Source organism: Variovorax sp. LjRoot290 (assembly GCF_964253985.1).
Lineage (GTDB): Bacteria > Pseudomonadota > Gammaproteobacteria > Burkholderiales > Burkholderiaceae_C > Variovorax.
Genome location: NZ_CAXURW020000002.1, coordinates 84,136 through 103,016, shown reverse-complemented (window position 1 = coordinate 103,016; position 18,881 = coordinate 84,136). Strand labels below are relative to the sequence as shown.

The 18,881-nt window shown below is 64.2% G+C and carries 18 protein-coding genes and 2 pseudogenes; 11 read left to right on the top strand and 9 right to left on the bottom strand.

Annotated elements, in window-relative coordinates; all coding sequences use genetic code 11:
* Position 1 precedes the first annotated feature (1 nt).
* The 3 genes from ACSQ9A_RS29385 (at position 2) to ACSQ9A_RS29375 (ending at position 4,764) form a co-directional block, all read left to right on the top strand.
* Entirely contained in the window at positions 2–2,308 is a 2,307-nt protein-coding gene (locus ACSQ9A_RS29385) for a molybdopterin-dependent oxidoreductase (RefSeq protein ID WP_436306468.1), read from the top strand.
* Between the two features lie 1,101 nt (positions 2,309–3,409).
* Positions 3,410–4,120 (top strand): DUF6088 family protein, encoded by a 711-nt coding sequence (locus ACSQ9A_RS29380; RefSeq protein ID WP_436306467.1) that lies wholly within the window; start codon positions 3,410–3,412, stop codon positions 4,118–4,120.
* Positions 4,117–4,764 (top strand): nucleotidyl transferase AbiEii/AbiGii toxin family protein, encoded by a 648-nt coding sequence (locus ACSQ9A_RS29375; RefSeq protein WP_436306466.1) that lies wholly within the window; start codon positions 4,117–4,119, stop codon positions 4,762–4,764. The genes ACSQ9A_RS29380 and ACSQ9A_RS29375 overlap by 4 nt, the downstream gene beginning before the upstream one ends.
* A 51-nt stretch (positions 4,765–4,815) precedes the next feature.
* On the opposite strand, the gene ACSQ9A_RS29370 is transcribed toward ACSQ9A_RS29375, so the two are convergent.
* Both ACSQ9A_RS29370 and ACSQ9A_RS29365 read right to left on the bottom strand, forming a co-directional pair.
* The gene (locus ACSQ9A_RS29370) at positions 4,816–5,253 is read right to left on the bottom strand and encodes a hypothetical protein (protein WP_093110321.1); all 438 of its coding nucleotides are present in this window, start codon (positions 5,251–5,253) and stop codon (positions 4,816–4,818) included.
* Positions 5,254–5,616: 363 nt separating this feature from the next.
* Complete coding sequence (locus tag ACSQ9A_RS29365) at positions 5,617–6,285, bottom strand: EAL domain-containing protein (RefSeq protein WP_436307726.1); 669 nt, start codon at positions 6,283–6,285, stop codon at positions 5,617–5,619.
* Between ACSQ9A_RS29365 and ACSQ9A_RS29360 the strand changes: the two genes are divergently transcribed.
* Positions 6,184–6,474 carry a hypothetical protein gene (locus tag ACSQ9A_RS29360; protein WP_436307781.1) on the top strand — a complete coding sequence of 97 codons (291 nt, stop codon included), beginning with the start codon at positions 6,184–6,186 and terminating at the stop codon, positions 6,472–6,474. The two genes, ACSQ9A_RS29365 and ACSQ9A_RS29360, sit on opposite strands and share 102 nt — an antisense overlap.
* Before the next feature lie 105 nt (positions 6,475–6,579).
* Here the strand turns inward: ACSQ9A_RS29360 and ACSQ9A_RS29355 are convergent, their stop codons facing one another.
* Positions 6,580–7,008 (bottom strand): hypothetical protein, encoded by a 429-nt coding sequence (locus ACSQ9A_RS29355; RefSeq protein WP_436306465.1) that lies wholly within the window; start codon positions 7,006–7,008, stop codon positions 6,580–6,582.
* A 519-nt stretch (positions 7,009–7,527) separates the two neighbouring features.
* Between ACSQ9A_RS29355 and ACSQ9A_RS29350 the strand changes: the two are divergent.
* Positions 7,528–7,680 (top strand): annotated as a pseudogene (locus tag ACSQ9A_RS29350) (type VI secretion protein); the annotation flags it as partial.
* Positions 7,681–7,825: 145 nt separating this feature from the next.
* Here ACSQ9A_RS29350 and ACSQ9A_RS29345 read toward each other — a convergent pair.
* Positions 7,826–8,548 (bottom strand): SIR2 family NAD-dependent protein deacylase, encoded by a 723-nt coding sequence (locus ACSQ9A_RS29345; protein ID WP_436306464.1) that lies wholly within the window; start codon positions 8,546–8,548, stop codon positions 7,826–7,828.
* Between the two features lie 373 nt (positions 8,549–8,921).
* Here ACSQ9A_RS29345 and ACSQ9A_RS29340 point away from each other — a divergent pair, with 373 nt between their 5' ends.
* Complete coding sequence (locus ACSQ9A_RS29340; protein WP_436306463.1) at positions 8,922–9,134, top strand: hypothetical protein; 213 nt, start codon at positions 8,922–8,924, stop codon at positions 9,132–9,134.
* Positions 9,135–9,970: 836 nt separating this feature from the next.
* On the opposite strand, the gene ACSQ9A_RS29335 is transcribed toward ACSQ9A_RS29340, so the two are convergent.
* A complete protein-coding gene (locus ACSQ9A_RS29335) occupies positions 9,971–10,636 on the bottom strand; it encodes a tetratricopeptide repeat protein (protein WP_436306462.1) in 666 nt (221 codons plus the stop codon).
* A gap of 123 nt (positions 10,637–10,759) precedes the next feature.
* Between ACSQ9A_RS29335 and ACSQ9A_RS29330 the strand changes: the two genes are divergently transcribed.
* From ACSQ9A_RS29330 to ACSQ9A_RS29315, 4 genes are all read left to right on the top strand, one after another.
* Positions 10,760–12,481, top strand: a complete 1,722-nt coding sequence (locus tag ACSQ9A_RS29330) for a winged helix-turn-helix domain-containing tetratricopeptide repeat protein (protein ID WP_436306461.1) — start codon at positions 10,760–10,762, stop codon at positions 12,479–12,481.
* A gap of 356 nt (positions 12,482–12,837) precedes the next feature.
* Complete coding sequence (locus ACSQ9A_RS29325) at positions 12,838–13,797, top strand: hypothetical protein (protein WP_436306460.1); 960 nt, start codon at positions 12,838–12,840, stop codon at positions 13,795–13,797.
* Positions 13,798–13,809: 12 nt separating this feature from the next.
* The gene (locus ACSQ9A_RS29320) at positions 13,810–14,928 is read left to right on the top strand and encodes a hypothetical protein (protein WP_436306459.1); all 1,119 of its coding nucleotides are present in this window, start codon (positions 13,810–13,812) and stop codon (positions 14,926–14,928) included.
* Between the two features lie 304 nt (positions 14,929–15,232).
* Positions 15,233–15,664, top strand: coding sequence for a YybH family protein (locus tag ACSQ9A_RS29315; protein ID WP_093110329.1), 432 nt, complete (start codon positions 15,233–15,235; stop codon positions 15,662–15,664).
* Positions 15,665–15,929: 265 nt separating this feature from the next.
* Here the strand turns inward: ACSQ9A_RS29315 and ACSQ9A_RS29310 are convergent, their stop codons facing one another.
* From ACSQ9A_RS29310 to ACSQ9A_RS29300, 3 genes and pseudogenes are all read right to left on the bottom strand, one after another.
* Entirely contained in the window at positions 15,930–16,202 is a 273-nt protein-coding gene (locus ACSQ9A_RS29310) for a CAP domain-containing protein (protein WP_436306458.1), read from the bottom strand.
* Positions 16,129–16,827 carry a CvpA family protein gene (locus ACSQ9A_RS29305; protein ID WP_436306457.1) on the bottom strand — a complete coding sequence of 233 codons (699 nt, stop codon included), beginning with the start codon at positions 16,825–16,827 and terminating at the stop codon, positions 16,129–16,131. The genes ACSQ9A_RS29310 and ACSQ9A_RS29305 overlap by 74 nt, the downstream gene beginning before the upstream one ends.
* 558 nt (positions 16,828–17,385) lie before the next feature.
* A pseudogene (locus ACSQ9A_RS29300) lies at positions 17,386–17,496 on the bottom strand (tyrosine-type recombinase/integrase); the annotation flags it as partial.
* A 134-nt stretch (positions 17,497–17,630) separates the two neighbouring features.
* Here ACSQ9A_RS29300 and ACSQ9A_RS29295 point away from each other — a divergent pair.
* Positions 17,631–17,786, top strand: a complete 156-nt coding sequence (locus tag ACSQ9A_RS29295) for a hypothetical protein (RefSeq protein ID WP_436306456.1) — start codon at positions 17,631–17,633, stop codon at positions 17,784–17,786.
* Positions 17,787–18,162: 376 nt separating this feature from the next.
* Here ACSQ9A_RS29295 and ACSQ9A_RS29290 read toward each other — a convergent pair whose 3' ends face one another.
* On the bottom strand, positions 18,163–18,636 hold the full coding sequence (locus ACSQ9A_RS29290) for an SET domain-containing protein (protein WP_436294679.1): 474 nt from the start codon (positions 18,634–18,636) through the stop codon (positions 18,163–18,165).
* Positions 18,637–18,881 lie beyond the last annotated feature (245 nt).

The following is an 18,881-nucleotide window of genomic DNA, read 5'->3' as shown; positions in this document are numbered from 1 at the left end:
CATGCCGACCGACACGCCCGTCTTCCATCCGCACAGTGCCCACTGGGGCGTTTTTTCCGCCGCCTGGGACGGCCATACGCTCGCGGTGAAGCCGCATCCGGACGATCCGGACCCGAACCCGTTGATCGACAATTTTCCCGATGCGCTGCGCCACAGGGCGCGCGTAACCACCCCGATGGTGCGCAAGGGCTGGCTGGAGCGCGGCCCGGGACCCGATCCGATGCGCGGCCAGGACGCGTATGTGGCCATGCCATGGAGCGAGGTGCTGGACCTGCTGGCCGGGGAACTGCGGCGCGTGAAGGAACAGCACGGCGCCGGCGCGGTCTTCGGCGGCTCCTACGGCTGGTCGAGCGCGGGGCGCTTCCATCATGCGCAGAGCCAGGTCCACCGCTTCCTCAACACGACGCTCGGCGGCTACGTGCGCTCGGTCAACAGCTACAGTGCCGGCGCCTCGGGCCCGATGCTGCCGCACATCCTCGGCTCGATGGAAGAGGTGGCGCGCCGCAACGTGACGTGGGAGCAGATCGTCGAGCACACCGAGGTGGTACTGGCCTTCGGCGGCATGGCGCTGAAGAATTCGCGCGTGGCCTCGGGCGGCATCAGCCGCCACATCGAGCGCGGTTCCATGCGCGAAGCGGCGGCGCGTGTCTGCCGCTTCGTCTCCATCAGCCCGCTCAGGAGCGACCTGCCCGAGGAGGCGCAGTTCGAATGGCTGCCCGCGAGGCCCAACACCGATACGGCGCTGATGCTGGCCCTGGTGCACCAGATCGTCAGCGACGGCGCGCATGATCGCGACTTTATTGCCCGCTGCTGCGCCGGCTGGGCCACGTTCGAGGACTACCTGATGGGCCGCAGCGACGGCGTGGCCAAGAGCTGCGCCTGGGCCGCATCGATCTGCGACCTGCCTGCGCAGCAGCTCGTCGACCTGGCCCGCTCGCTCGTCGGCAAGCGCACGCTGGTGGTCGTGTCGCACTCCCTGCAGCGCGCCGAGCACGGCGAGCAGCCGGTCTGGATGGGCGCGGTGCTGGCCGCGGCGCTGGGCCAGCTGGGCCTGCCCGGTGGCGGCTACAACTACGCGCTGGGCACGCTGGCGCACTACGGCAAGCGCAACAACGCCGTGCCGGCGGCCGCGCTGCCCCAGGGCACCAACGGCGTGAAAGCGTTCATTCCGGTCGCGCGCATCAGCGACATGCTGCTCAATCCGGGCCAGCCTTTCGACTACAACGGCCAGCGCCGAACCTACCCGCACATCCGCCTCGCCTATTGGGCGGGCGGCAACCCGTTTCACCACCACCAGAACCTAGCGCGCCTGGCCGAGGCTTTCCGCACCCTCGACACCTTCGTCGTGCACGAGATCGCCTGGACCGCGACCGCGCGCCATGCCGACATCGTGCTGCCCAGCACCATGACGCTGGAGCGCGAGGACATCGGCGCTACGCCCACCGATCCGATGGTGGTGGCGATGCACCGCATCGCCGAGCCATGCGGCCTGGCGCGCGACGACTACGACATCTTCTGTGAGCTGGCCGGGCGCCTCGGCGCGCTCGAGGCCTTCAGCGAGGGCCGCACGAAGCGCGAATGGCTGGCCCACCTGTACGAACGCACCCGCACCGGGCTCGAGGATCTGGGCCTGGAAGCGCCGGATTTCGAGACCTTCTGGCAGCGCGGCGAACTCATGCTGCCGCAGCGGGACGACGACGGTGGCATGCTGCGCGCCTTCCGGAACGACCCCGTCGGCGCGCCGCTGCCCACACCGAGCGGCAAGATGCAAGTCAGCTCGCCGGCCGTTGCCGCCTTCGGCTACGCCGACTGCCCGGGCCATCCGGCGTGGCTTGCGCCGAAGTTCGCGCCGACCGCCGAGCATCCGCTGTGGCTGGTCGCCAACCAACCGCACACCAGGCTGCACAGCCAGCTCGACTTCGGTGCGCACAGCCAGGCCAGCAAGCGCCGCGGACGCGAGGTCTGCACGCTGCACCCGACGGCCGCTGCGGCGCGCGGCGTCAGGGAGGGCGACATCGTGCGGCTCTTCAACGAGATCGGCGCCTGCCTGGCCAGCGCCCACCTGTGTGCCGACATGCGCGAAGACGTGGTGCAACTGCCCACCGGCGCCTGGTACGACCCTGCGATGGACGACCAGGGCCGCCCGATGTGCGTGCATGGCAACCCCAACGTGCTGACGCGCGACATCGGCACCTCGTCGCTGGCGCAAGGCTGCGCGGGACAGCTCAGCACAGTGCAAATCGAACGCTACGACGGCGCGCTGCCGCCGATCCGCGCCTTCGAGCCTCCGGCGGCCATCTTTAGCTGAGGCGGAACAAGAAGATATCGAGACAAGGCACGCACAGCGAGGCCCAATCGCAAACTGCGGCGAGCCATTCCTTCGCATGCTGTCACGGCCTTTAAGTCAAGGCTGCTACGGCGCTAACGACAATCGTCGGAAGCGTGGCTTCGACGACGCCATACACCACCTGAGCGTCGCTGGTATATCGCCCACCGCGGCGCAAATGCAGTGCCACGGAACTCGCGTGCTTCTCACCGTGAAATGCTTTTCGGCGCCAGACGTGCGCAGAGGCCGCCAGTTGTTCGTCGTTAAGTCTTCCGTTTCCATCGGCCATTCATGCCGAGGATCATGCGTCTTCGCTTCCGCCATTTGGTGGAGCAGCACACCCGGTTGCCTCCCTCAGTGGACGTTGCCAGAAACCATTTGTATGCACGTGGCCTCAGCCCTGACGTCATTGGATAAGGCTGTGGATAGGCCATTGGATAACAGTGCAGTGAACGGGCGATTTCGTCTTGAAAGCCGCGTGGTTGAGCCATCGACCTAAAAACAGGTCATCTGGGTCAGGAACCGGTGAGCATCCAGCCCAGCGGCTTCGCTCTTTGTCACGACATCTGGAGTTGACCCCCCCTGGCGACATCAGGAAACTGACCTCCGGGTTGTCGATCAATCTGTCTTTACCGACTCGGACTGGTCGGGCTGATCAGGCCAGCGCGACCTTCGATTCGAGCCGGCAGCTGTTGCCCCGGATCGTGACCACGTGGCTGGGTGCGCCGATGCAGCAGAACTCTCAACTTGGCTGGCGCCTGGCCGATTCCGCCACCGCGATCCAGCCAGCAATCGGCGGCGGCAATGCGGCGGCGCTGGCCTTTCCGGCGGCGCTCGGTGCACAGGGCCTGTGGGTGCCTGGTTTGCGTCGCTGGGCAACGGCTGGCCGGCGGCGCTGCTCCGCCGGTGACCCCAACTGTCAGCAAACCGAGCCCTTGCGCAAGGGGCTTCGCCCCGGATCGTCCAGTCTAGCGCTAGATAAGTGGCGGAACGACGACGAAGGCGCTAGATGTAGTGGCTGTCCCAGGACGAGAAGTCCAGAGTGTCCGAAATTTATATATAAACTTCGGACAAGGGGTTCAAATGTCCGACACCGTAGACCGCATCACCGCCATGATCGACGCCGCTGCGCCTGGCTATGTCTGGGTCCCCGCTGACTTCGCCGCGTTAGGAACGCGCGCCGCCATCGACAAGACGCTGCAACGCATGGTCGCACGTGGCGCGTTACGCCGGATCGACCGCGGCTTGTATGACCGCCCCGTCCTTAACAGTCTCACCAAGCGCCCCACTTCACCAGACTACCGTGCAGTCGTTGACGCGCTCGCGCGGCGCGACCAAGCCCGCATCCTCGTCGATGGAATGACAGCAGCCAACGACCTCGGCCTGACCGATGCGGTTCCGGCGCGCGTCACGATCTACACAGACACGCAGCCTCGCTCCATCCACCTCGACAAGCTCACCATTGAATTCAAGCCGACAGCGCCAAGCCGCCTCTATTGGGCGGGCAGACCGGCGATGCGGGTCGTCCAGGCCTTGCACTGGCTCAAGGACATGCTGCCGACCGATGGCGACCGCATCAGAAAGACGCTGGCGCGCCTTCTCGGCGATCCGAAACACGGTGACAGCATCCGGAACGACTTGAAGCAAGGCTTCGGCGTTTTGCCCGCGTGGATGCAAAGCTTCCTGAGGACCATTCCGGGCTTCGACCCGATGCCCGCTGATCCACCTGATCCGGCAACGGCCGCCTCACGGCGCAAGCCCTCATCCGCTCGCAACCCGGCGGTGCCGCGATGAACACAGCCTATGACGATGTGATTGCATCGAGCGATGCCGACAGAGGGGCGCTCTTCGTAGAAACCGCCGCGCGCCTCGGCACCGCCGTGCAGAACGTCGAGAAGGACTTTTGGGTGTGCTGGACGCTCGACGCGTTGTTCAACGGTCTTGAGGCCGGTAGTCCCCGCCTGCTCTTCAAAGGCGGGACATCGCTCTCGAAGGCCTTCAACCTCATCCCCCGCTTCTCTGAGGACATCGACATCACGGTGTTCCGCGAAGACATCGGCCAAGCCATCGATGCCGCAGAGCTTGATGGCCTCAGCGGCAAGCAGCAACGCAAAAGACTCGATGCAATTCGCGAGGCCTGTCAGGCCTTCATCAGCGGTTCGCTGACAAGCCAGCTTGCGCAGCGTGTCGATGTGGTTGGCAAAGGCCGCATGAAACTGGAGCGTGACCCCGATGATGCGGATGGACAAACCTTGCTGCTCTGGTACCCAGCGCGCGCCTGCGCTTGTGGACTTCTGAGACTGGCGAACCATACTTCAGGCAGACAGTCGTCCGGCGCTGGTAGAGGTGGCTTCGGCAACCGCCCAGTCCGGGCAGTTCCTCGATGCCGGCGGCTGTCTCGACCGAGGAACTCGGCCTGTCCTTGCCACGCGCCATGACCGTGACAAACGTGTGGTGTGGCGCGAGAGGGGACCGCAGCGGCCTGCCGCTCACTTCTTCACGGCCTTGATCTCGGCCTTTTCCTTCGCCTCTTCGGCCTTGGCCTGCTTCACACAAGCGGCCTTGGCATCGCCCTTGTGAGCATCGCATTTCTCCTTGGCGACGTTGTAGGCAGCCTCCACCCTGGCCTCGGCGACCTTGCGCGCATTGCTGTCGCTCGGCTTGCGCTGCTGGTCGAGCTCGGCCTTGGCCATCTTGTCCTTGCCCTTGGCTTCCTCGATGCAGACGTCCTTGGCATTGTCTTTCATGGCGTCGCACTGAGCCTTGGCAGCCTTGGAGTCGGCCGCGATCCTGTCGCGGGCGGCCTTGTATTCGGCGTCGGCCGGACCGAGCGTTGCCGGAGTTGGAGGTGCGCTGACCTGCGCGCTGGTCTGGACGGCAACCAGGCACGATGACGCAATGGTGAACATCAACAATAGCTTTTTCATGATGGTTTCCTCGACGCCGACAGGGTGTAAGGAGCCCGCTGTTCCTGCTTGAACTTCGGCGTCATCGTCAATGTAGAAATCGGCCGAATCCTGCGAAGGTAGGACGCCCCGTGGAGCAGTCGTAGGTACATGCCCATACCTGCCGCCATACCGTTTTGGCGGATCTGCAGGTTGCAGTGTTCAGGCCATCGGGATGCACATGCGCGTGTGCCGATCACGTAACGACGGGCTTGATGATGTGCGCCACGTTTCGGCGGCGGTCATGCAAACGCCTTCTCGGCTTCGGCTACGGGCGGCGCCGCATCGCTTTCGCGGCGCGCATCGGCGATGCGCATGCGCAGTTGCTGCACCAACGTGCGAGGGTCAGGCCGCATTCCAGGCAACATTCGGCAGCATGCCAATGCCGGGGCGGGCAAATAAGAAGCCTTGAAACAGCCTCACGCCGAGCCCACGAAGCACCTGGACCTCTTCAGGAGTTTCCACGCCTTCTGCGAGCACCTTGATCCGAAGCTCGTCGCATATCGCAACGAGCCCCTTCACGAGGGTGAACCGCACGGCGCTGAGATGGATGTCTCGAACGAAGCTCCTATCAAGCTTGACGATGTCCGGTTGAAAAGCGGCCAGCAGTTCAAAGCTTGCATAAGCAGCACCGAAGTCATCGATGGCAGAGGCGAATCCGAAGCTTTGGAAAGCTCGGAAAGTCGCGGCCAGCGCGGGCAGATCGGCGACGGGTTCGCCCTCAGTGAGTTCGAGTATCAGGCGATCGATGGGAAAGCGGACCCGATCGGCCGTGCGAATGGCGGTCTGAAAACACTCCGTGGGCCCCGCAACGTCGTTGGGAGAAACGTTGAGGCTCAGCCTGGATTGCATGCCGAGCATCGACGCCATTTCGATCGATTTCACGCGGCATGCCTCGTGGAAGGCAAACCGATGACGCGCTTCTACTCTGCCGAGCACCTGGAGCGCTCCTTCGCCGTGAACACCTCGCACGAGCGCCTCATGCGCGAATACTTCCCGCCGCTCAACGTCCACGATCGGCTGGAATGCGATCGTGAACGCCGGTCCGACGCCGTCAACGGCAACGTCGTTGATGCTTTCGGATGTCACCGGGCATCGGACTCCTGGCGCGGCGACGAAGAGCGGCGCGGAGCTTCGGATTTCGGGGCAACCCTCATTAAAGCTGATTCTTCCATCTTTCATGGCCTCGTACAGACGTTGTAGCTGGCACAGGCGAATACGAAGGGACTACCCACGTCCGACAGCGACAGAACGATCTTCTGCGGGCACTTGTTTCCGTGGGCTTTCCCGTCTTCAGGTCGGCATAGACTATGTGCCGCTAGGGGACGCACCGCCTTGACCTCCGGGGCCCTCATTCGCACCAGGATCTGAAAGAACGAGCGCCGCGCGGTAGGCGGTGCGGCCTGCTATCTTGGCGTCAGAGGCCAGCTTCTTCCACCGCCGTTCGCGTTCGCGCGGCGACTGGGTCGGTGGTTGCTCAATCAGTGACTGGCAAATGGCAAGCATTGCCATGGATGATGTCAGGCAGAAATGGATGGCCGACAGCGTGGGCCGTGTCCGATAGCTTGCCTCCTCCTTGCTGCGGATGCGCTCTACTTCATTCGGGCTAAGAGAAAGCAGATCGGTCGATGCAGTGAACGGTACATCGGGCTCGCTGTCCAGCATTTCGTGGGCCGCCTGCTCAATAGCATTGACCGCCTTTTCCAACAAATTGAGAGAGCTCGAGGATGTGGCCATGAGTTCCTACCCGTCAAGGAATGACCTCCGGTGCAGGCAGGACCGTGGCGCCCATCGACTCGGGAGTGTCCGCGCCGCCGTTCCTGCGGCAGAACTTGGCCACGGTGTTCGCGAACGTCCTCGCGTCCGTTTGGACTCTAGGCCCCAAGGAGTAGGCACCAAGTCGTGGGGCACCGTCTCCAGTTCTTCCCTGCGTTTGCTCATGCTTCAATCCCTCCGCGTTCTCGTTCGAACTTGGGTCTTATCGTACGGCTGTGATGGGCGGCGCGTCTGTATTTTGGGGTTCGGTCCTACAGCGAAAACGTGCGTTTCTGGCGAAGCCGGCCATGGTCAGCGCGCATGCTGGGAGCGCTGCATGCCGGCATGAAGTCCAAAGTCTTCAGATCAACCGGCTCCAGCCGAAGCGGGCAATCGGGTGGCTCAAGCCGTAGGTTGCGTTGAGCAGGTGCAGATGTTCGATCATCCTGATCGCAGCCAGCGGGGCCGGGTGATCACGCATTCACACTACTTCACCCTGGGGGGCCGTCGCGGCATCTGACAGGCTCGTTCGCCGCGCTGCTCAAAGGCAGTACGGCCACTCGAATGACGAGTCTTTCGGTTCAGAACCGCAGCAACGCCATGGGCATGCGCATCGTGCCCAGCCAATTCAAGGTGTTGATGCTGGCGCCCTAGCGGCGCCGCGGCCTTCCTTCAGTCCTCTCGCCAGCTCAAATCCGCCGATCGCGGCATTGGCTCGCAGCGCCAACTCTCACTCGGACGAAGGGAAGCCGGCGCGGACGAGAACGCAGCCGGGTTCGTGAAGCCGAAGTTTGACTGCCTACGGCCTGAGCCGGGCGGCCTGAATGAGGTCGGGCAGGAGCTCCTCTGCGGGGCCCCGCAGCACCACGGCCGCCACGTCATCAACATCAATCGTCTCCATGTTGAGCGTGATGATCTTGGCACCGTTCGTCGCCGCGATCGTCGGCAGGTCCGCCGCCGGGTAAACTGCCGCAGAGGTTCCCACGACCAGGAACAGGTCGCTGTGCGCCGCGACCTCTTGCGTCCGGGTGAGGAGTTCCTCGTTGAGCATTTCCCCGAACATCACGACGTCGGGTCTCGCTTGCGAGCCGCAGCGCGGGCAGCGTTGCGACAACCAGGGCCCTTCCCGGTTTCCGCAGCTGTCGCATCGCCAGCGCCGCAGGTTGCCGTGCAGCTCGAAGACCTCCTGAGCCCCGGCCTCGGCAAGCAGCCCGTCGACGTTTTGCGTGATGAGCGCCGTGCCCGGTCTGCGCATCTGCAGCTCGACGAGCGCGCGGTGCTCCGGGTTGGGCCTGGCCTCCGACAACACCGCCATCCGCGCCGCCCAGAAGTTGTGGAAGCCTTCGGGATCGCGTTTCAGATCGTCGATGTGGGAAAACTTGACCGCGTTCTCGTCCCTCCAGAGGCCGTCGGCATCGCGGTACGTCGGGATCCCTGACGCCTTCGAAAGACCGGCACCCGAGAGTACCGAGATGCGCGAGGCGGCGTGCAGGAGCGCCGCTGCTGAATCGATCGAGGTCATCCAACCATCATCCGCGTTTTCCGCGGCGATCGGACCGCCGGAGTCGGATACCGCGCCGAACTCGGCTCTGAACCTCGGCATCGGACGCAAGTGACAGATCGATCGGTTGCCGTTGCGAGATGCGGCAACCTTGCCTTATTCGGTGTCGCGGCCAGGTTACCGAAAGCTCCCGACTATCGACGGCAGCGTGGCTCCTCATATCGAGGGTTGACTACCCTAATACCAAAGCGCTCAATCGATCTTTCCCCGACATCGACTGGAGCCAGGTATGAAGGCATCTTCAGTCGTGGCATGCGTCGCCACTTGCACATTCGTTCTCGGCTGCGAGACGCAGCCCAGCGTCTTATTCGTGGCGCACGGAAGCGTGTTCCACATGCTGCAGTTGACCGATGCCGAGGAAGAATGCATCACGCCCTATCGACTTTGCTACCTGACGTCGTGGGATGGCACGACTTCCCGCGGATGTTGGGTCCGCGAAGAAGCCAACATTCGCGCCCGCTTTCCGGATTCGGGTGACAAGCTGGTACCAGTGATCGAATTCCGCCGCACGACGTTGGCTGAGTACCGGAACGCCGCGTTGGAGTAGACCGATGACGCCCACCAGACGGCTGCCAGTACCGAACCAGTGCCCCCAGGATCCGAGCTCGGCCGCCGGAACGCCCAAACGAAAGCCGCACCGGTCGGCGACTCCCATTCGAACTGTCAAAAGCCACAAACCGCGGACGAACAGGACGGGCAAGCGAAGGTCTTGCCACATTGAGTCATTTGCTCCGGCGCGGCCAGCAAGATCGAATGGACGCGTCGGCAAGAAGGCTACCGGCCTCGTTGGCCGCGTCTGCAACGGAATGCCACCGTCGTGAAGTCATCCGCCTGGAAACATGAACACCGGGCCTGGCCGACATCCCTGTAACTGGGTCGTGGCTGAAGCTTGGACACCATGTGCCCAAGAAAAGCACTCAGGACAAGGTAACGGCTCGCCGGGGCCGTCCATGGCGCCGTGCCAAGCATTCTCCCAAGCATCGATCAGCGATGGCGCGGCACGTGTTGCCTGCAGATGGCTCAGCAGTTCGTGGGGTCACCGACTGGTTCATGCCGGCGGCATCGGTGAGCAGCTGCGCGCGCGCGTAGCGCCCAACCTGGGCCAGCCCGGTACGCGCTTCAAAGCCCTCAGGAGGCAGAGCGTGAGCTTTCGGGCATTTGCCGGCCCAGCGGATTTCTCGACGATGATCGCTTGCGCCAACGCGAGCTTTGCAGCGGAGCAGACAGAGTTCTTCCGCACGATCCGGGACGTCCCGACCAGTTCGTGCCAGCGCGCGACATGGGCATCGCTGACGCCGGTTGCGATCTCGCGCCTCACTTGAGTCGAACTCGCCCCGCTTGCCCGTCGGCTATCGAATCGGTAGCACCAGAAAAGTCCCCGTTTTACAGGCTCTCAGCCTTGCGGCGCGCCGCGCGTGCCATGTCAGCAGCGCCGGGCTCGCCGCGCAGCGCCGCCTGGCCGTACCAGAAGGCGGCGCGTTCGGGGGCCTGCTGTACGCCGTAGCCCTTGTCATACATGCTGGCAATGATATAGCAGGCGCCTGCGTCACCCTGCCCGGCGGCGCGCTGATACCAGAGCGCTGCCTGCGCGTCGTCTTGCGCCACGCCTCGTCCCAGCAAGTACTGGGTGGCAAGGTTGACGCGCGCGTCGCGCGAGCCCTGCTCGGCCGCGCGGCGCCACCAGTGGGTCGCTTCGGGCAGCGACCGCGGGACGTGCTCGCCGCGCTCCAACAGGGCGGCCAGCGCATTCTGGGCCTGGACGAAGCCGTTCTCGGCCGCCTTGCGCAGCCAGCCGATCGCTTCCGCAGGCCGCGGCGCAGTGCCCTGCCCCTCCATCAGCATCACCGCCAGATTGAACTGCGCTACGGCATGCCCGGCTCCTGCCGCCTGTCGAAAGTGCGCCAGCGCGCTCTCGTGATGGCCTTGGCGAAACGCCGCGGCGCCGGCCGCGGCGCGCGCCTGGGCGGCCTCAGTGCCAGCTGACGCGGCCGGCGTCTGGCCGCTCCAGGTGACGGCCGCCAATGCGAGGGTGATCAGGAACTTGTTCATGGCCTTGCTCCAGCGACAAATGGCGGGCCAGTCTGCCGGGCGCCTTGCCGCAGGTCTTGAAAGACGCCTGAAATCAGGACGAAAGAAGTACGATGAAACTTCATGCCGGGGGGCTTCCGCTCAATGGAACAGGCCGAGACGCTCGACGACACCGCGCAAACCCGCCTTCATCTGGGCGGCTTCGTGCTGGACCTGGCTGATGGCGAGTTGCGCCGCGCCGACGGCCAGCTTGCCGGCTTGCGTCGCCAGGCGCTGGCGGTGCTGCTGGTGCTGGGGTCGCAGGCCGGCCGCGTGGTCGGCAAGGACGAACTGATGCGCCGCGTCTGGTCCGGTGTGGTTGTGGGCGACGATTCGCTGGCGCAGGCCATCGCCGAGATCCGCCGCGTGCTGGGGGACAGCGAACACCGGCGCGTGCGCACCGTGGCGCGGCGTGGCTACCTGTTGATACCCGACGAGGCAGCGCCAGGCCCAGCGCCAGACCCAGTGGACAGCGCCGCAGCGCCATCTCCAGCTTCAGCCTCGGCTTCTGCCTCGCCACCCGCGCGCCAGCGCATCGTCTTCGCGGCCGCCCTGCTGATGCTGGCGGCGGCCATCGCCGGCTTTGTTGCGCTGGGCCCATGGCGCGGCACGGCACCGCCTGCAGTGCCGCTGCGCTCGTTGGTGGTCCTGCCGCTGGACAGCGAAGCCGACGCCGCCGAGCAGGCCTGGTTCGCCGATGCGTTGACCGGCGACCTGACGCGAGCGCTGACAGTGTGGCGCACAGTCAGCGTGATCGGCCGTGGCACTGCGGCGCGCTACAAGGGCCGGTCTGACGATCCGCGTGCCGTGGCGCGCGAACTGGGTGTGCGCTACGTGGTGCACGGCCGCGTGCGGCGCGACGGTGAGCAGGTCCGGCTCGAGATGAACCTGATCGACGGCGACACCGGCGTTGCGCAATGGGCCGAGCAATACCAGATCGAGCGCGCCCAGCTGGCGCAGTCGGTGGACGACATCCGCGGCGGCATCTCGCGCACCCTGCTGGTCGAGATCGGCAGGTCGGTTGGCCAGCGCGCTGCCCGCATGAAGCCGGAGGCGGTGGAGGCGGACGACCTGGCGATGCAGGGCACGTCCGTGATGCTTCGCGCCGTCGGGCCCGACAACTTCGCCGAGGCGCTGCGCCTGTTCGAGCAGGCGCTGGCCAAGGACCCGGATTCGGTGCGCGGGTTGGGGGGTGTGGTCAACGTCCAGGCCATGAGGGCGATCTTCCGCTGGACCGACGATCCCGAAGCGGCCGTGCGGCGCGCCGAGCAAGCTCAGACGCGCTTGGAGACCCTCGACCCGACCAGCTTTGCCGCGCTCGACGGCCGCGCCACGCTGACCAACTGGCGCGGCGATTGGCCGGGCCTGCTCAAGTTGTCGGAGGTGATGATCGCCCATTTTCCGAGCGACCATACCTCGCACCACCACCGCTGTTCGGCACTGCTGCGCCTGGGACGCTTCGAGGAATCGGTGCCGTCCTGCGAGCGCGCCTTGCGGATCAGCCCGCGCGACTCGCGCGTGCCGATCTGGCACGGCTTGATCGGCATGAACCGCTTCATGCAGGGGCGCTACGCCGAGGCGGCCGAGCGGGCGCGCCTGACCGTCGGTGGCCTGCCTCACCTGCCGTTTTACTGGCTGCTGCTGGCCGCGTCGCTGGAGCGTGACGGGCAGTCGGAGGAGGCGCGCCGCGTGTGGGCTGATTTCCGCGCACGGCATCCGACGTTCGCGTTGACCCAGGCGACATCGATGTGGCCGGCGACGCAGCCGGATTTCGTGGCTGGGCGCGACGTGATTGTCGCGACGGTGCGGCCCTTCGATAGCAGATAGCGCTTCAGCGGCCGATCAAGCAGCGGTTTGACGGTCAAAGTTGAGCGTGGGCAGCCTGATCGGGCTTGGCCGGGTCAGTGGGTAGCAGACGTTCCAACAGATGTGTCGGAGGATGCCTTCGGGGTCCACTCTAGAAAATATGTTCGCGCGAACGGTCATGGAGTGATTCCCGCCTCCTTGATCAGCCCGCCCATTTGATCTGCCCTCGGTCGCGCTTGCGGACGCCAGCTTTTCGCGGAACAATGCCTGCCCCACTTGGGCGCACTTCACAAGCGGGACCGGGGCCAGCGCCTTGACGATCCGCGCTGGCGCATTGCAACGCGGCGCGGGCAGCCATGCCCGGGGGGGGGGTTGTGATGGCGACGTTATTTCGGGCACTGGGTGCCCTCGCGCTGGCCCTCATCGCATGTCTCACCAGCGCCGGCATTCTGGCGCCCAACACAGCGCTTTCACCTGGACAATCCATCAGTTCCGACAACGGCCGCTATGTCCTTGTGATGCAGGGCGATGGAAACCTTGTCTACTATCGGACATCTGACTGGACCCCGCGCTGGAACAGCCAGACGCAGAGTCCCGGCGCGTTCGCCCCAATGCAGGGCGATGGCAACCTGGTGGTGTATGCCAGCAACGGCGTCCCAATCTGGAACTCGCAAACGAGCGGCAACCCGGGTGCGTACCTGGCAGCACAGGATGACGGCAACCTGGTCATCTATGGCAACGGCAGAGCGCTCTGGCACATCGGCGCTGACCTCGTCGCCGGCGATCCCCAATGGGCCGGCGACGTTGTTGGACGCGACCTGTCGATCTCCGGCCTGGGTTCGCTGGGACACACCGGCATGTTCGACGGCAGTGTCGTCGTCGAGGTGCTGAATGAGGGCAGCAATGCCATCCAGTACGAATCCCTGGCCAGCTTCAAGGCGCGTTCGGCATATTGGGGCACGGCCTCTCCCAACAATCCCAACCACCTGCTGAACAAATGCTTCAGGACGGCGTGCCTGCAAGCGGGTGACTTCGAGGATGTGCGGGCCAGGATGGCATTGGTCAAGCGTGCCTTTCAGGCGTACCTCATCGGCGCCGACTACACCTACGGTCAACACTACACGAGCGCCAAGCCGCTGATGTGGGGCCGTCCGGCCGAACGGGGCCTGTACCGCTGCGACACATTCATCGTGAATCTGTATGAAAAGACGGCCGATGACGAAGGCATTCCGTCGATCTACCCGGTTCCGCAAATCTGGCTGGACCGCAATCGCGATCTCAAGAGCGGCATCATGCTGCCGTCGAGGCTCTTCAACACCATGAAGGGCTGGTTTTGAGGCGCGGCAGGCATGAAAAAGGCCGGTCTCCTTGCCGTCGCGGGTATCGCCTTGGCCGGGATCATCTGGGGGTGGTTCAAGACGCCACCTGTTGCGTCGACGGCGTCGTATCCAAGTACATCCGCGCCCGCACTCCACGGGGACGATCGAGGCGGCCCGTCCACAGCCGCCGCAAGGTACGCGGCGGCGATCGGGGCCGCCAGGGGCAAAGAGGATTCGCAAAATTCCCTGGCCTCGTATGTCCCGAAGCCCGGCATCGAGGGACGCAATGAGCTCGATCGAATCTTCGCGCAGGGCGTGCCGCTCACCTCTCGATCGGCTCTGGCTGCGCGCGCGCTGCTGAAGGCGGGGATCAGCGACGACGAGAAGATTGCGCTGGCCCGCATCCTGGGCCGCCTGTACTCGTCGGACAATGCGACCGGCTACAACGCCGACATCCTGCTGGATCTGCGCAGCCTGATCGGCGACAACAACAAGGAGGTCGCGCGATCGGCCGCTTTGAGCTTCTCGCGCATCGGCTATCTGCCGGGATCGGATGCGATGCTGAAGAGCGCGTTCGAAACCCACGTCCTGAGTGCGGACGACTACTACGGCGAACTGGCCCACATGGCACGGCTGGCCCCTGTGGGCGTGCAGGATGAACTTTTGTCGGCGATCCGCAGTTCGGCGAATTCCTATGCGGCCGACATTCTGGCCGGCTCGATCCATGACGATCCGAAAATCCTGAAGGGCTACTCCACCCACTCGGTGAATGAGATCGGGCAATTGCTCGCCAAGAGCGAGCCCCGATTTGCCAGCGCCACTGGAGACTTCGGCCTCACCGATGCCGTGAGATACGCCCACTGGCTGCGCGCCAGCGCCCAAATCGAAAGCCTCGCCCAGGGGACCGACGTGGATGCGGTGATCGTTGCGAGACTGAGCCTGCCCGGAACCGATCCTCGCAAGATCACGGCCTATCTGTTGATGCCCGAGGCGTCCTCGATTCTGTCCTCCGCGCGCCTGGGTTCGCCGTCCGCGGGATTGGTCTCGGCCTCCAACCAGTACGCAGCCCAGTATCCGCGCAACATGATCCTTCAATCGGCCGCCCAGGAAATCAGCCAGAGAGTGGGAAGGCCCAAAGGAAAACCTTGACGCGACATCACCAGGTAGTGCCTTGGGATGCGCTGATGATTTCCATGCAACCCTGACCCAGCGTTGGAGTCCCGCAATCGAATGCACCAAGAGAAAAGAACTTTGCGACGCGGGGCAGGTGCGTACCGAATGTCATCAGTCCTCGAGCATCGGCATCGCCAGCGGCCGGAACCGGGCCAAAATCGGTCTATCGACCTGGACGCGCGATTTGCACAAGAGCGGTCGTCGAAACGCGATCCGTTTGGTAAAATGCTTCGGGCGGTAGCCGAACAACCGAGGCAAGCCTTCACACAGGGGTCGTGAAATGAAGTCGGATGACCTCGACAGTGCAATTGAACAGAGCCACGCTGCTCTGAGCGCAATCCTAAAAGGCGACCCTAGCCTTTACAAGGCGCTGTATTCCCATACGGAAGACGTGACTCTGGGCAATCCTTTCGGGCCGTACGCGCGCGGTCGGAAGCAGGTTGAGGCAACCCTGGAGGGCGCCGCGTCGCACTACCGCGACGGAGAGGGCACCGGCGTCGAACTCGTAGCGAAATATGTTTCGGACGGACTCGCGTGCGTTGTCGAGGTAGAGCGCGGCCGAACCAAGGTTGGAGGTGCCGAGGAACTCGTCGCGGTCGCAGTACGCGTTACCAGCTTATTTCGGTTGGAGCAGGGTGCGTGGAAGCTCGTTCATCGGCACGCTGACCCGATCACGACTCCGAGGCCGGCATCGTCGGTCATCAGCCGATAACCCCATGCAGGCGGGTCTGAGCGTCCTGTTGAGCCGGGAGTCCGTGAATCTGGGGCAAACGCAAAGTAGGGCTGCATTGAATCCACGGACACTCCCGAGGCATGGTTTGGGAATGTCAGTTTTCTCTGTCATGTGCGTCTGCTTTCGGCGACTCCGGAGGTCGGCTCAGCCCCTTGCCGGCTGTTGGCGGCCAGGCCGCGGCCGCTCGTGACCTGCTTCCGAGGTCCGGAAAATTCAAAGATGGGTGAAAAAGCCGCCCGAAAATTCAAACTGTGTTGCACAGCGGGTTCAAGGTGATCTGGCAGATCTGCCCTAAGTCGTTGATGCGCAACGTCTCGCAGTTGAGTCCTTGGCGCCGATCGACACCTGCCCGCCTCATGCGATCGAAAGGTGTGCGGCCATCAGGCGTGATGTGGGAGAAGTAGCTGCGCGCGAACATGTCGCTCGAGTGGGCTCGTGCAGTTTCAAGCGCTTGCGGGTCTGCCTTGAGCGGCCGCAGTCCGTGCTTGCGCCGCTCTTCGTTGAGCAGCACCAGCATCGCTGCCTCGAAGTCGGGCCGAGGCCTTGGATCCGTAACCACGAACGGCAGCTCGATGGCAGCATTTTCCTGCGGCTGAACCGTGAATTTGCTGATGGCCCGGCTGATGGCGGGCTCGAAGATCGGACCGAGCTTTGCTTCGATCCAGTCGGCGGGCGCAGCCAGCCTGACTGCCCGGGTGCTTCTGCGCGCTCTTGTTTACACCGTTCCCAAATGGCGCGGCAAGCAGGACCATCGCCACGACGGCTGCGTTGACGAGACCTGTCACCGCTCCGGGCAGCACGCCCATGCTTCGGTCGAGCACGTTCGAACCGGCGACCCGAGCGGAGAACGCCACCCAGCGCCAAACGAGGGCATCCAGCAGCACGCGGCCCAGCACCAGCAAGATCAAGAATCCCGCCGGAGCGGCCCACGGGTCTTCGACGAGGCCCCAGCGATCAAGGTAACTCGCTGCCGGCAGGCTGCACCACAGAGCGATGAGAACAGCCGCCACGAAGGCGGCAAGCTCTGCCGCGCAGCGCAAGAACCCTCTGCGCCAGCCTGGCCAGACGCCGAGCGACACAATGAGCAGGAGCAGCAGATCGATGCCGTTCAAGGCGCTCGGCACATCTACGACAAAGTCCATGCCCTTCTCTTGGAGTCACGGCTGCAGCCGGCGGGCCGGAACTCAGCCTGTCGATCGGCGCATGGCTTCAAGCGCGCTTTCTCGTTGCGGCTTTCTCTTGTGGTTCGTCTATTCGACGCGACGCTTGGGCCTTCGCGTCGCTTTGAAGCGGTCATTCCCAATGCAATGAATTCACGCACTTGTGACCTGACTGGAGCAGCGGATGCTCAGGCCGAATGCCTCTGAGCAATGGCTCGCAAGAACTTGCCAGGGGTTGCTCTGGTCAGATCGCAGAATGCGTCGCGATCGCCCTCGGTAGGAAATCCGTACACGGTGCAGCGTCCAGCTGCGGCAGGCGAGCTTCCCTGCGCTTGGTAGACAGTGCGGATGTACCGGACGAACTGCCCTCCCCAACTCTGGTGATCGGAGGCCTGCAGCATCGCGGTGTGGACGCCGGCGATCTTTCGCTCTGTGATCGCCACGTGGGGAAACACAAGCGACGCGTCATCCTCGGTTGGGCAATCAGCCCGGGTGAAGCTGTCCAGAGATACGAACTGTAGCGTGAGGTCCATGGGTCAAAGTTACCAGCGAGTCGCGGCGCAGATTGTCGCGCACGATTGTCAGTTCGACCCCGCGCGCGAAGGCGCGCGTCGCGTGGGTATGGCGCATCCAGTGCGCACTGGCGCGCCGGCTGATGACTTCCATGAGGCATCACCGACGCGCCCTGAAAGGACTCATGCCTATTGCTGTGTCGACCGCCACCAGGTTCAAGATGCGCGGACGCTGCGCCTGGCGGCCGGGCGCCATCATCACGCTGCGCCCGAGTGCCCCGCAAGGGCGGCGTGATCCTCGCGCGTTCGGGCGACCGCAAGGAGCTCGAGGCTGACCCTTTCGTGCAGTACGCAGGTGCTCGGAAGGATGTGACCGAGTTCAATCCCAGCATGACGCCACCGGTCGCAGAGGTCTTGAAGGAAATCTAGGGTCCTCAGACTTTGCGAAGTGCCCGCCACGGGGCGAGCTCGCTGCCGTCATTCAGCCAAGGCGGTTTTGCTGCTCGCCGCAGGTGACCCCCCGGGACGCGCCAAGGGGAGGAAGCTTGACCCCCCATCATGTGCGGTAGCGCAACCGGCTCGGGCGTGATGACTCGAATGGCTGCGCCCATGGTCGGCGGCATGCCATGACACCTTGAGGACCGGCCTTCGTTCACGCACTTCGACGAGGACGAAGAGCGGATGCGAGGCTGCGTGGCAGTGCACTTGCTCGCCGCTCAGCGTGCGCTGGAACGGGGTTCGGAAGCTTTTTGGTCGCGCGGTCTCGCGGGCAATGACCTGCGCGTCGGCAGACAGATCGCCGGATTCAGCTGGTTTCGACAGGGGCGAGCATCGTGCCACGGCAATTCGAAGAGCCGCAACGGCAGGGATAGTCTGAGGGCGGCGAGCCGTCATCCGCTGTCAGGCAATAGTCGATGAACAACTCGTCCCCTGCCTCTACAGGGACGATTGTCTGGAACTTCAGCAGCAGCTGGCCTGCGTCGTCGTACTCCTCGACCGCCTCGCAGTTCGGGTCGCAGGCGTGGTTCAGGTGACGAGTGCCATTGCCGCCTTTGGCACCATCGATGGTTTCCTGATTGGACAAGGTGAACAGGTAAGTGAGCTGATCATCCCAGGTTCTGGCGGCGACTTCCTGCGGTGAGTAGCGCCGGCCTTCGTAAAGGCCCAGCAATGCGAAAGCGGGCAACGCGCGCGTTGCAAAGGCGCCCAGGCCGTGGACGCCACTGGGCGCCACCCTGACACAAGGGGTGGGAGATGTGTGTTTGCGAAGCTTTGCCATGCGGATGGAAATTGTAGGTGGAGCCCAGACTTGCCGAGGCCGCGAACGAGCGCCGAGCAGATTTTCGCAAGCTGAGGTCCAAGAAAAATGGCGTCTCGATCGAGACGCCCTTTTGAGGCGAACTTCCCGGCACCGCTCATGAACCCAACTCAATTGAGCAGAGACCCCTTCGGCAGCCGCCTCGCCAGCCAATCATGCACATCCATTCGGATGCTCCTGCCCTCAAGCACAAAGTCTTCGTAGCG